At 71.8% G+C, this 12,551-nt stretch carries 11 protein-coding genes; 4 read left to right on the top strand and 7 right to left on the bottom strand.

Annotated features, from left to right (window positions below):
• Window positions 1-23: 23 nt before the first annotated feature.
• Together BM393_RS19200 and BM393_RS19205 are read right to left on the bottom strand one after the other, a co-directional pair.
• Window positions 24-1,013, bottom strand: coding sequence for an alpha/beta fold hydrolase (locus BM393_RS19200; protein ID WP_091730431.1), 990 nt, complete (start codon window positions 1,011-1,013; stop codon window positions 24-26).
• Between the two features lie 168 nt (window positions 1,014-1,181).
• On the bottom strand, window positions 1,182-1,814 hold the full coding sequence (locus BM393_RS19205; RefSeq protein ID WP_091731869.1) for a response regulator transcription factor: 633 nt from the start codon (window positions 1,812-1,814) through the stop codon (window positions 1,182-1,184).
• Between the two features lie 177 nt (window positions 1,815-1,991).
• Here BM393_RS19205 and BM393_RS19210 point away from each other — a divergent pair, with 177 nt between their 5' ends.
• The 3 genes from BM393_RS19210 (at window position 1,992) to BM393_RS19220 (ending at window position 6,597) form a co-directional block, all read left to right on the top strand.
• A complete protein-coding gene (locus tag BM393_RS19210) occupies window positions 1,992-2,759 on the top strand; it encodes a response regulator transcription factor (RefSeq protein ID WP_141225400.1) in 768 nt (255 codons plus the stop codon).
• A gap of 106 nt (window positions 2,760-2,865) precedes the next feature.
• Window positions 2,866-6,054 carry a sensor histidine kinase gene (locus tag BM393_RS19215; protein ID WP_091730440.1) on the top strand — a complete coding sequence of 1,063 codons (3,189 nt, stop codon included), beginning with the start codon at window positions 2,866-2,868 and terminating at the stop codon, window positions 6,052-6,054.
• 81 nt (window positions 6,055-6,135) lie between these two features.
• Window positions 6,136-6,597, top strand: a complete 462-nt coding sequence (locus BM393_RS19220) for a hypothetical protein (protein WP_091730443.1) — start codon at window positions 6,136-6,138, stop codon at window positions 6,595-6,597.
• Between the two features lie 228 nt (window positions 6,598-6,825).
• On the opposite strand, the gene BM393_RS19225 is transcribed toward BM393_RS19220, so the two are convergent.
• From BM393_RS19225 to mnmA, 3 genes are all read right to left on the bottom strand, one after another.
• The gene (locus tag BM393_RS19225) at window positions 6,826-7,473 is read right to left on the bottom strand and encodes a response regulator transcription factor (RefSeq protein WP_091730445.1); all 648 of its coding nucleotides are present in this window, start codon (window positions 7,471-7,473) and stop codon (window positions 6,826-6,828) included.
• Window positions 7,474-7,505: 32 nt separating this feature from the next.
• Window positions 7,506-8,744, bottom strand: coding sequence for a histidine kinase (locus BM393_RS19230; RefSeq protein ID WP_141225401.1), 1,239 nt, complete (start codon window positions 8,742-8,744; stop codon window positions 7,506-7,508).
• Between the two features lie 230 nt (window positions 8,745-8,974).
• Window positions 8,975-10,081 carry a tRNA 2-thiouridine(34) synthase MnmA gene (gene mnmA / locus BM393_RS19235; RefSeq protein ID WP_091730450.1) on the bottom strand — a complete coding sequence of 369 codons (1,107 nt, stop codon included), beginning with the start codon at window positions 10,079-10,081 and terminating at the stop codon, window positions 8,975-8,977.
• Window positions 10,082-10,338: 257 nt separating this feature from the next.
• On the opposite strand from mnmA, the gene BM393_RS19240 reads away from it, so the two are divergent.
• A complete protein-coding gene (locus BM393_RS19240; protein WP_175538420.1) occupies window positions 10,339-11,217 on the top strand; it encodes a response regulator in 879 nt (292 codons plus the stop codon).
• 24 nt (window positions 11,218-11,241) lie between these two features.
• Here BM393_RS19240 and BM393_RS19245 read toward each other — a convergent pair whose 3' ends face one another.
• Window positions 11,242-11,736, bottom strand: coding sequence for an NUDIX hydrolase (locus tag BM393_RS19245; RefSeq protein ID WP_091730456.1), 495 nt, complete (start codon window positions 11,734-11,736; stop codon window positions 11,242-11,244).
• A gap of 223 nt (window positions 11,737-11,959) precedes the next feature.
• Entirely contained in the window at window positions 11,960-12,442 is a 483-nt protein-coding gene (locus tag BM393_RS19250) for a hypothetical protein (protein ID WP_091730459.1), read from the bottom strand.
• Between the last annotated feature and the right edge of the window lie 109 nt (window positions 12,443-12,551).

Here is a 12,551-nt window from a genome sequence, read left to right on the forward strand (position 1 = left end):
GTTGAAGCGGACTACTGGCGGGATCAGGACTTCGCGAAGGCCAGCAGGTCGGCGTTCAGCTGGTCCTTGCTGGTGGCGGCCAGGCCATGGCTGCCGCCCTTGTAGACCTTGAGCGTCGCCTTGGGGGCCAGCTTCACCGACAGCTCGGCGGAGTTGCCGATCGGCACGATCTGGTCGTCGTCGCCGTGGATGATCAGCGTCGGCACGGTGATCTTCTTCAGGTCCTCGGTGAAGTCGGTCTCGGAGAACTGCTTGATGCAGTCGAACTGCGACTTCAGCGAGCCTTGCATGCCCTGCAGCCAGAAGCTGTCGCGCATGCCTTGCGAGACCTGCGCGTTCGGGCGGTTGGCGCCGAAGAAGGGCGTCGTCAGGTCCTTGTAGAACTGCGAGCGGTCCTTCTGCACACCGGCGCGGATGCCATCGAAGACGTCCTTGGGCAGGCCGTTCGGGTAGGCGGCGGACTTCATCATCGTCGGCGGCACGGCGCCGACCAGCACGACCTTGGACACGCGCTTGACACCGTGGCGGCCGACGTAGCGGGTGACCTCGCCACCGCCGGTGGAGTGGCCGACCAGCATCGCGTCCTTGATGTCGAGCTTGTCGAGCACCGCGGCCAGGTCGTCGGCGTAGGTGTCCATGTCGTTGCCGCTCCAGCTCTGGCTGGAGCGGCCGTGGCCGCGGCGGTCATGGGCGATCACGCGGAAGCCGTTCTGGCCGAGGAAGAGCATCTGGTCTTCCCAGGCGTCGCTGCTCAGCGGCCAGCCGTGGGAGAAGACGACGGGCTTGCCGCTGCCCCAGTCCTTGTAAAAGATCTGGGTACCGTCCTTGGTGGTGACGTAGCTCATGGGGGCTCCTGGTAGGGGGTGTTGGGAGGGGGTGGAGGGGGAGGAAGAGGCCGCGGCCTCGGCGCCGTCGGCCAGCGCCAGCGGCAGCGCCGCGGCGAGCGCGAGCTGGCCGCCCAGCGCGAGCAGGTCGCGGCGGGTGAGGTCCGAGGGGGTCGAAGGAATCGTCATCGAGGGTCTCCGAGGGATGAAGGCATCCTAGGAAACCGATGTCCGGCGCGACAGCCGCCGATGGCGCAGCCAGCGCTCTCCCGTCAGAGGCAGGTGGTGGACGATCCCCTCACCCTCGCCCTCTCCCCCCGCGGGGGAGAGGGAATGAGCGGGGACGCTCGGGGGAGCTCAGAGGCGCAGCAGGCCGCGCTTGAGCGCCAGCACGACGGCGTGGGTGCGGTCGCGGGCGTCGAGCTTGGACAGGATCATCTTCACGCGCGCCTTGATCGTGTCCTCGGACAGCGAGAGCAGGCCGCCGATCTCGCGGTTGCTCAGGCCCTGCGCGATGTGCTCGAGCACGTCGATCTCGCGCCCCGAGAGCTGCTCCTGGCCGGCGTGCGCGGCGATCTCCTGGGCGACCTCGTTGGGGATCCACCGGTTCCCGCGATGCACCGCGCGGATCGCGTCCAGCAGCTCGGTGCGCAGCTGCGTCTTGAGCAGGTAGCCCGAGGCGCCCAGCTTGAGCGCCTGCCAGGCCTGGGCATCGGCCTTGAAGGTGGTCAGCACGATGACCCGCGCGCCAGGGCTCAGCGTGCGCAGCCGCGACAGCGCCTCCAGGCCGTCCATGCCCGGCATCTGGATGTCCATCAGCGTGACGTCGGGGCGCAGCCGCTCGAAGGCCTGCAGGCCCTGCCAGCCGTCGGCCGCCTCGCCCACCGGCGCCATGTCGGGCTGCTCGCCCAGCACCGCGGCGATGCCCTCGCGCATCAGCGGGTGGTCGTCGACCGTCAGGACGCGGATGGGTTCGGGCGCGGGCAGCATGGCGGCGATCATAGGGCGACCCCCTTCGGGGCGTCCCTCTTCCAGGGGGCCACTACCCTTTCGGGTAGCGGGCATCGACTCGACCGGGGCTATCGCGGTGCAGCATGGCTTCCGATGATCGGCGCAGTCCTCCGGCGCCCCCGCGCCACCGCCTTCACCGCCCCCCGGGAGCTGTCCATGTCCCTGATCGAGCGCCCCCCCGCCGTCCTCGACGCGATCGTCGTGCATCGCAATCCGCTGCTGCGCGCCGGCATCGCCGCCGCGCTGTCGCCCTTCTTCCGCGCGCACGACACCGGCGACGACGGGCTGCCGTCCGGCTTCCCGTCGCTGGGCGCGGCGGGGCCGGGCAGCCGGAGCACGTCGGTGCGGTTGGTGATCGCGGATCATGAGGGCGCGCTGCAGTCGCTGGCCGGCGCGCCGCGCCGCGGCGGCGCCGGCACGGCCTCGGGCGGCGTGCCTGCGCCGCAGTGGCTGGTGGTGAGTCCGGTCACGCACGGCGGCCGCGTCCGTCACGCGATGGCGGCGGGCGTGCTCGGCTATGTGCATGCGGCCTGCGCGCTCGAGGAACTGCGCGACGCCGCGCGTGCCGTCGCGGCCGGACGGCGTTATCTCTGCCGCACGGCGGCCGGTGCCGTGGCCGAGGGCTGGCTCGGGGACGAGCTCACGCCGCGTGAGCGCGACGTGCTGCGCATGCTCTGCCTGGGCCTGGACAACAAGTCGATCGGCCTGCGGCTGGGCGTCGCGGCGGGCACCGTCAAGACGCATGTGAAGACGCTGCTGCAGAAGCTGGGCGCGCGCAGCCGCACCCAGGCCGCCACCGAGGCGCTGCGCCGCGGGTTGCTGGACGACGAGCCGGTGGCCGACGATCCGGTGCCGCTGCCGGCGCGTCCGTCGCGCGGCGCCGCGCAAGGGCTCTACCGGCTCCAGCCGCTGCCGGCCGCATGACCGGGACGACGCGCGCTTGACCGCAGGGGGCCCGGGTCGGCACAGTCGCCGGCCGGCATGGCACCGGACGGAGGGAGGTCGAGTGGCGAGGTGGTGGATCGGATGGATGCTGGTGGTCGCGCTTGCGGCCGCGACCGCCCACCCTGCGGGGGGGGCCGCCGCCGAGGGCCTGCCCGATTTCTCCCATCGCTCCTGGAACGTCCGCGACGGCGCGCCGGCGGATGTCTGGACGCTGGGCGGCGGGCGAGAGGGCGTGCTGTGGCTGGGCACCGGCATGGGGCTGTACCGCTTCGACGGCCTGCGCTTCGAGCGTTACCGGCCCGGCGACCAGCCGCTGCCGGCGTTCAACATCAACGCCTTGCTGGTCGACGAGGACCGCACGCTGTGGATCGGCCTGTTCGAAGGCGGCGTGCTGCGCCTGCGCGACGACGGCGTGACCCGCTACGGCGCGGCGCAGGGGCTGCCCGGCGGCCGCGTGCTGCGCCTGGCGCGCGCCGGCGGGGCGCTCTGGGCCGCGGCGGGCAAGGGCCTGGCGCGTTTCGACGGCCAGCGCTGGCAGCGCATCGGCGAGGCGCAGGGCTATCCCGCGGCCGGCGCCGAGTACCTGTTCCGCGACCGCCAGGGCACCTTGTGGGTCAGCTCCGGCGAGCGCCTGTACCGGCTCGCCGCCAATGCCGAGCGCTTCGAGGACACCGGCGTGCCGCTGGGCCGCAGCGCGGTGATGGCGCAGGACGGCCAGGACCGGCTCTGGATCGCGGACGGCCGCGGCGGCGTGCGGCCGCTGGGGGTGCCGGGCTCCTGGCGCTCGTGGGCGCAGCTGCCCGACACCGCGCCGGCGCCCGCGCCCGTGCGGATGGACGACCTGGCCGCGGCGCCCTTCTCTCCCAGCGTGGTGTCCGAGCGCGACGGCCGGCCGTCCACGCTGGTCAAGCAGATGCTGTTCGCCAGTGACGGCGGGCTGTGGGTGACCGTCAACGGTCGCGGCGTGTTCCGCACCGAGGCCGCGGACGCGGCCCGCCTGATGGCGGGCGAGCAGCTGGACTGGTCGCGCGGGCAGTGGTTCACCGTCGCCGACGGCCTGGGCTCGTCCATCACCGTGCCGCTGGTGGAAAGCGACGACGGCGAGATCTGGGTCGGCACCAACGTCGGCGTCAGCAGCCTGCGCCAGCACCGCATCCGGAGCGTCACGCGGCTGGAGGATGCCGCCTCGACCGGCTTCAACGTGCAGCCGGACGGCAGCGGCGTGCTGCTGTCGAGTTCCTCGGCGAGCTGGCGGGTCGATCCGCCCGGCGGTGCGGTGCGCGAGACCGGCATCGATCCGCGGCCGAGCTCGCGCCGGCCGGCCACGCAGGCGGTGCGGGCGACCGACGGCTCGCTCTGGCTATGGGACAACGAGACGCTGTGGCGCGCGCCGCCGGGCGGGCGCTGGGAGCGCTGGGCCCAGCCGCTGCCCGCCGGGACGCGGGCCGCCGCCAGCGGCATGGCCGCCGATCCGACCGGCGGGCTGTGGCTGTCGCTGCACGAGGTCGGCGTGTTCCACGCGACGCGCGCCGGCATCGCCCGCGTCAGGGAAGGCGAGCTCGACGGCCAGCCGCCGGGCTCGCTGGCGGTGGACGCGGACGGGGCCGTCTGGTTCGGCCACGACGGCGTGCTCACCGCCATCGACGACCTGGGCCGGCGCCTGCGCTTCGGTCCGGAGCAGGGCCTGCGCACCGGCCGGATCCTGACGGTGCGCAACACCCGCCACGGCCTGGTCGTCGCCGGCGAGAACGGCGTCGCGCTGGGCCGGGACGGCCGTTTCGCCACCATCCCCATCGAGCGCGATCCGGCCTTCGGCCGGGTGTCGGGCATCGTCGAGTCCTTCGACGGCGACCTCTGGCTCAACGGCGGCCGCGGCCTGGTGCGCCTGGCCGCGGCGGAAGTGCCCGCGCTGTTCGAGGCCTCGGCCAGTCCGCTGAGCTACCAGCTGCTGGACGCGGCGGACGGCCTGCCCGGCATCGCCCGTCAGGCCTCGGCGACGCCGACCGCGGTGCGCGACGCCCGCGGCCGGTTGTGGTTCGTGACCAACCTCGGGGTGGTCTGGCTGGACCCGGCGCGCACGCCGCGCAACTCGCGCGAGGTCGGCGTCGACGTGCAGGCGCTGATGGCCGGCGGGCAGAGCTATCCGGCCGCGCAGGGCCAGCAGCTGCCGCAGGGCACCAATGCGCTGACGCTGCGCTACGCCGCCCGGGTGCTGAGCAAGGCGGAGCAGGTGCGCTACCGCTTCCGACTGGTGGGCGTCGACGCGGACTGGCGCGACGCCGGCACGCAGCGCGAGGCGACCTACGCCAACCTCGGTCCGGGCGACTACCGCTTCGAGGTGCTGGCCTCCAATCCCGACGGGCTGTGGAGCCGCCGGCCGTCGGTGCTGGCTTTCCGCATCGCGCCGGCGCTGCACGAGTACGCCGCCTTCCGCTGGGGACTGGCGTTGGCGCTGGTGGGGGCCATCTGGGGCGGGTATCGCCTGCGGGTGCGGGCGCTGCAGGCGCGGCTGCGGATGCGGCTGGAGGTGCGCCATCGCGAGCGGGAGCGCATCGCGCGAGACCTGCACGACACGCTGCTGCAGGGCTTCCAGGGGCTGCTGCTGGGGCTGGATGCGAGCGTGCGACGCGTGACCGACCAGGCGCTGCGGCACAAGATGGAGCGCGACCTGACGCGGGCCGAGGGGCTGCTGGCCGAAGGGCGCGATCGCGTCGGCCAGCTGCGTCAGCGCATCGACGACGAGGACGCCGCCGAGCGCGGCGGCTGGGGGGATGACGACGAGGGCGACGACGACGCAAACGGCGGCGAGCGCCGGGGCTCGGACCGTCGGTTGGCCGAGCGGCTGGCGCGCGCCGGCCAGGACCTGGTCCGGCCGCCGGGCCAGTTCCGGATCCGGGTGACCGGCACGCCGCGGGCGCTGGCGGCCTCGATCGAAGATGAAATGCTGCTGATCGCGCGCGAGGCCCTGACCAATGCCGACCGCCATGCGCGGGCGAGCGAGGTGAGCCTGGAGCTGGACTACCGCGCCGACGGCCTGACGCTGACGGTGCGCGACAACGGCATCGGCCTGCCGCCGGACTGGGAGGCGCGTCAGCCGCGCGACGGGCGCTACGGCATGTGCGGGATGCGCGAGCGGGCGCGCCTCATGGCGGCGTGCCTGTCGGTGCGCAGTACGCCGGGCGCCGGCACCGAGCTGGTGCTGCACGTGGCCGATGCGCCACGCGCCGGCTGGCGGGCGCGCTGGCGGCAGCAGCGCGCGGCCGTCTCCCCGTGAAGTCCCCGAGGGTCAGGGCATACCCGGCTTCCTAGAATCCGCGCGACGTCGAAGTTCCGACGTTTTCACGAGGGAAGAGTGATGAAGAAGTTTGCCGCGCTGTCCGCGCTGTGCCTGTCCTTGGCCGCCGCGCTCCCCGCCTTCGCCGATCCGGCGCCGGTGCCCGATGCCACCCAGGCGCAATCGCTGCGCGATGCCGTGCGGGCCGACCGCAAGGGCGTTGTCCTCAAGGCGCTGCAGCTGGACGAGGCGCAGACCAAGAAGTTCGTGCCGGTCTACGAGGCCTATGAGCGCGAACTGGCCACGCTGAACCGCCAGTTCACCCGCATGTCGGTGGAATTCGTGCAGATCGGCGACAAGCCGACCAATGCGCAGTCGAAGTACTTCTCCAAGGGCTACCTGGGGTACGTCGACGCTGAGCAGAAGCTCTACAAGAAGTACCACCCGCGTGTGGTGAAGGCGATCGGCGAAGTCGGCGCCGCGCGCTTCCTGTCCGTGGAACGCCGCATCCGCGCGCTCCAAGACTACGACCTCTGGATCTAAGAGCGAGGGCTACTGCGCGAACGCCAGGCGTCGTTGGGCGGATGCTCGGAATCCTCACGTACCGAAGTACGCTCCGGTTCCTCCGCTCCGCCCGCCTAGCCTGACGTCCGCTCGCGACGCCCCGATCGACCGAGCCAACGAGGCGGTGGTCAGATCCCGCCCAGATCGATCGCGCGCAGCACCGCCTGCGTGCGGTCAAGGATGCTCTTCTTCGCGAACATCGCGAGGTCAGATCCAGCCCAGATCGATCGCGCGCAGCACGGCCTGCGTGCGGTCGCGGACGCCCATCTTCGCGAACACCGCGGAGCAGTGGTTCTTGATGACGCCTTCGCTGTTGCCCAGCAGCGCGGCGATCTCGGTGTTGCTGCGGCCGCTGGCCACCAGGCGCAGCACCTGCAGCTCCTTGGGGCTGAGCGGCTCGGGCTCCGCCGTCGCCGCGAAGGCGCGCTCCACCGGCGCGCGCTCCATGCGCTCGGTCAGCAGCGGACGCAGCGCCGTCGAGCCACCCACCACGTCGCGCAGCGCCTGCACCAGCGTGTCCGGGCTGATCGCCTTCAGCAGGAACCCGCGCGCCCCCGCGCGCACCGCCTCGTCGAAAGCCGCCGTGTCGTCGAAGGTGGTCAGCAGCACCACCGGGATCTTCAGCGCCCGCGCCGCCAGCGCCCGGATCAGCCCGATCCCGTCCAGCCGCGGCATCCGCATGTCCGACAGGATCACGTCCGGCTGCTCGCGCGCCAGCAACTCCAGCGCCTCCGCGCCGTCCGACGCCTCGCCCACCAGGCGGATGTCGTCGTGCAGCGCCAGCAGGCCCTTCAGCCCCTCGCGCACCAGTTGCTGGTCTTCCACCAGCAGCAGCTTGATCGTGTTGTCGCTCATGTCGTCTCCTTGCTGGATGGCGCAATCCCGGTTCAGGCGCGCCGCGGGCAGTTCAGTTCGATCAGGAATCCGGGGTGATGCCGCAGCACCTGCATCGTCCCGCCCAGTTCGGCCATGCGTTCCTGCATGCCCTTGAGGCCGTTGCCCTCGCGCAGCTTGCGCGTGCCGCGGCCATTGTCGTCAACCCGCACCCGGACCTGCGGACCGGATTCGTCCACCGCCTCCAGGCTGACGCGCACCCGCGTCGCGCCGGCATGGCGCACCGCGTTGGTCACCGCCTCCTGCACGCAGCGCAGCAGCGCGTGCGCGCAGCGCGGCGTCAGGTCCTGCGCGACCGGGTCCAGCGCCAGCTCGATCTGCGTGCTGGCGATGCCGTCGGCCAGCGTGCGCAGCGCGGCCTCGAGGTTGATGCGCTGGCTCTCCCGTTCGCGCGATACCGCCGCGCGGACCTCCGCCAGCAGCCCCGCCGCGCCCAGCTTGGCCTTCTCGACCGCCTGCGCGGCGCCGGGCTCGTCGTGGCGGCGCAGCAGCGCCTCGCTCAGCTGCAGGTGCAGGTTGAGCGCGGTCAGGTGATGCCCCATCACGTCGTGCAGCTCGCGCGCCATGTGCAGGCGCTCGGCATACCGCAGCTGCTCGATCTGCAGCCGCTCGCCCGATTCCTTCTCGGCCAGCATGGCCTGGAACCAGCGTCTGCGCTCGGCCTCCGCCGCGGCCAGCCGGCCCAGCCCGAAGGCCATGCCGTGCAGCGCCACCATCGACATCGACAGCCCCAGGCTGTTCAGCCACCAGGGCAGGTCGGGCTGGAGCTGCTCGAGCCGCTGGGCCTCGCTGGGCAGCAGCCAGTACAGCGCCACGCTGATCACGACCTGCGCGAGCGCGAAATTGAAGGCGCGCCGCACGTTCAGCAGCAGCGCCGCCAGCACGGTCACGAGGAAGGGCAGCCCCGGCGTGACCAGCAGCGCCAGCACGTTCAGCAGCAGCACGCGGGCGAGCGCGTCGGCCGGCGGCAGGTCCAGGTGTTGCTGGCGTGCCAGCCGCCAGAAGTGCCACGCGAACAGCATCACCAGCGCCAGGCAGGTGAGCACGAAGGGCGCGTCGTGGGTGTCGCCGCCGGTGCGGCGGTAGAGGCTGGCCAGGACGCCGTCGTAGGGCTCGGTCGCGTTGCCCATCAGGCCCCAGACCGCCGAGCCCAGCTCCAGCAGACAGATCGCCAGGGCGGCAATGCGCAGCACGAAGGCGGGCTGGGCGATGCGGGCGAGCAGACGATCCAAGGGGTCCATCCAGGCGAGGCGGCAACACGCCAGCGTGCCACAGGCGACGTCCGGCAGGGAAGGTGCGCATTGTCATGGGACACCGGCCGCGGCGGTTCCGGCCATGCGACGAGTGCCCCGAATCGCTGGATGAGCTGCCGGCGGGCGTGCGACGGGCAGCGGACCGCCGCCGCGCCGGCCCCGGTCGGCTGGGCACGCGGGACGGCCCGCCAGCGGACGCGGCCTTCGGACTACGCGATCGCTTCCGCGATGACGCCGCCGCCCAGGCAGACGTCGCCGTCGTAGAGCACCGCGCTCTGGCCGGGCGTGACCGCCCATTGCGGCTGCGGGAAGTCCAGGCGGATGCTGCCCTCGCCGGGGGTCAGCGCGCAGGGCGCGTCGGCCTGCCGGTAGCGGGTCTTGGCGCCGAAGCCGCCGAAGGCCGGCGCCTGGCCGGTCCAGCTCAGGTCCTGCGCCACCAGACCGCGGCTCTGCAGCAGCGGGTGGTCGCGGCCCTGGACGACCACCAGCGTGTTGCTCGCCAGGTCCTTGCGGGCGACGAACCAGGGCTCGTGCTCGCCGCCGCCGCGCGGCGCGCCCTTCTCCTTCACGCCGCCGATGCCCAGCCCCTGGCGCTGGCCCAGCGTGTAGAAGGACAAGCCGACGTGCTCGCCCAGCTTGCGGCCGCGCTCGTCCTTGATCGGGCCGGGCTTGTGGGAGAGGTAGCGGTTGAGGAACTCGCGGAAGGGCCGTTCGCCGATGAAGCAGATGCCGGTCGAGTCCTTCTTCTTCGCATTGGGCAGCCCGATCTCCTCGGCCAGCCGGCGCACTTCGGTCTTGGGCAGCTCGCCGACCGGGAACATCGTCTTGCGCAGCTGCGCCTGGTTGAGCCGGTGCAGGAAGTAGCTCTGGTCCTTGAGCGGATCCAGGCCCTTGAGCAGCTGCACCTGGCCGTCCTGTTCGCGCACCCGGGCGTAATGGCCGGTGGCGATCTTCTCGGCGCCCAGCCGCATCGCGTGGTCCAGGAAGGCCTTGAACTTGATCTCGGCGTTGCACAGCACGTCCGGGTTGGGCGTGCGGCCGGCCTGGTACTCGCGCAGGAACTCGGCGAAGACGCGGTCCTTGTACTCGGCGGCGAAGTTCACATGCTCGATCTCGATGCCGATCACGTCGGCCACCGCCGCCGCGTCGACGAAGTCGATGTTGGAGGAGCAGTACTCGCTGTCGTCGTCGTCTTCCCAGTTCTTCATGAAGATGCCGACGACCTCATGGCCCGCCTGCTTGAGCAGCCAGGCGGACACGGCGGAATCAACGCCGCCGGACAGCCCGACGACGATGCGTTGCTTCTTGGGATTCATGGGGCGCGATTGTCCCAAAGGTCCGCAAGACCTGTCCGGCGCGGGGCCGGCCGCCGCCCGACGGGCCTCGGCGCCCCTTCACCCACCCCCTCCACCCCCGATTTCGTGACGCCGTTCACGCCCCACGGCGCCCGGGGGGAGGCGTGTCAGGAATGGCTGACACGCGCTGCGCGATTCGACGCACAGCGGGGCCGGTGGTCGCCGACTCCTCCGCCTCGCGGCGTCCGAAGAAACTGAATGAAACAGGGAGACCGATCATGAACGTCGTCATCGTCGAAGGGTCCATCACCATCCGGGCGCAACTGCAGGCGCTGCTGGCGCGAGAACGCCGGATCCAGGTGGTGGGCGAGGCGGCTTGCGAGGCCTCCGCGATCGAGACGATCACCCGGACCCAGCCCGACGTGGTGGTGATGGACCTGGCGCTGCAACCCGGCAGCGGGCTGCGGGTGCTGAGGGCGATCCGGCAGCTGGGCATCGGCGCGCGGGCGATCGTGCTGAGCAACAGCTATTACGAGGACATGCGGCGCGCCTGCGCCGAGCACGGCATCTCCGGCTTCTTCGACAAGGGCACCCAGGCCGAGGAGGTGCTGGCGCTGCTGCAGGGCTGGCTGCCGCCGCTGCGGGCGGACGAGCCGGCGCGGCAGGCGGCCGTCGACGGGCTGGACCTGCCGCCGCGCGGCCACTCCGCCTTCGACGAACTGGCCGACCTGGCTTGCGACATCAGCGGCGGCGCGATGGCCGCGGTCGGCCTGGTGGATGGCGAGCAGCTGCGGCTGATCGGCACCTCCGGCCTGCCGCTGCGGACGATGCCGCGCGCACGTGGCTTGTGCTCGCACGTGATGCATCACGGCGGACTGCAGGAGGTGCCGGACACCTGGCACGACAGCCGCTTCCTCGACCACCCGCTGGTGCAGGGCGCGCCGTATGTGCGCTTCTATGCGTCGGTGCCGCTGTCGCTGTCCACCGGCGAGGTCGTCGGCAGCCTGTGCGTGATGGACCGCCTGCCGCGGCGCCTGCGCGAGCGCCAGCGCGAGTCGCTGGTGACGCTGTCGCGCTGCGCGATCAATGAGCTCGAGGCCCGCCGGCGCGAGCCGCGCCACATCGACCAGGCGATCAGCGCCGCGATGACGCTCTGAGCGCGATCGCGGCGCCGGCCGCGCTCAATGCGGCCAGGCGCGCGGCGCGTACAGCGACGGGTGGGCCGCGACGGCCTCCAGCGGCAGCCGGCGGCCGGCGGCGTGGTCCTCGATGCACTGCAGGATCAGCGGGCTGCGATGGCGGTCGCGGCTGGCGCGGATCTCGTCCAGCGTCAGCCAGAGGGTGCGCTGGATCGGTTCGTCGAAGGGGCGGCCGGGGATCTGGTCGCCGACCCGGCCGGTGAAGGCCAGTCGCACGTAGGTCACGTCGTCGCCGCGGTCCGGGCGCAGGAAACGCGACATGTAGACGCCGAGGAAGGCGTCCGGCGTGAACGGCCGGGCGGTTTCCTCGAGGACTTCGCGTTTGACCGCGTCGATCGCGGACTCGGCCTGCTCCAGATGGCCGGCGGGATTGTTGAGCAGCAGGCCGTCGCGGGTGAGCTCCTCGACCAGCAGGTAGCGGCCGTCCTGCTCGATCACGGCGGCGACGGTGACGCTGGGCTTGAATCGTTCGGTCATGGTCCTTCCTGGGGGGCGGCTGGTCCGGCGGCAGGGGATGCCGGGGAGCGCCACCTCGATGTGGGAACGGGGCCGCATTGTGAGGGGGCCTGGTGACAGCGGCGGCGAACAGCGACCATGCCGGCGAAAGCGTGTCCCCTGAACCCGTCGGCGCACCCGTCCGACATCGCCCAAAAGCAAAACCCCGGCAAGCCGGGGTTTTCTTCATTCTTCAGCGAGAGGCTCAGTTGCCCCGGCCGTGTCCGTGGCCGCGGTCATCGTCGCGGTCCTTGTCGTGACCGTGTCCGCGGCCGTGACCCTTGCCGGGACCGCGATCGTCATCGCGGTAATCGCGGCGGCCATCGTCGCGCCAGCGATATTCGGTGTGTTCCCGGCGGTATTGCGGGGCGTACACCTCGCGGTACCAGTTGTCCCGGACGAAATACACCGGCCGGCCGCACGCGTTGTAGCGCGCGCAGTGCTTGGCCCAGTTCTTCTCATGGCCCGGCGGCACGCGGAGATAGACCGCCGGCGCGGGCGCCGGCACCCGGGTCACCAGCACCGGCCGCTCGTACACCACCTGCGGGCGCACATTGCCGATGTCGATCTGTCCATAAAAACCCGGTTCGCCAATGCTCACCGAGACCCCCACATCGGCGGCCCGGGATGCCATCGGCATCAGGGCCACCAAGGCCAACGCACTGCTGAGGAGAATTTTCTTTGTCATGGTCTGACTCCTTTCGGTCGTCATTTAACGCCGCTTTGACTCCCTTCGACGACTCTAGTTCACCATTCGAAACAGCTTTGCCTCACATTGCTCATGGGTTTGGTTGGTG

Origin of the sequence: Mitsuaria sp. PDC51 (assembly GCF_900113225.1) — a bacterium.
In the GTDB taxonomy this organism is placed as follows: Bacteria; Pseudomonadota; Gammaproteobacteria; order Burkholderiales; family Burkholderiaceae_C; genus Roseateles.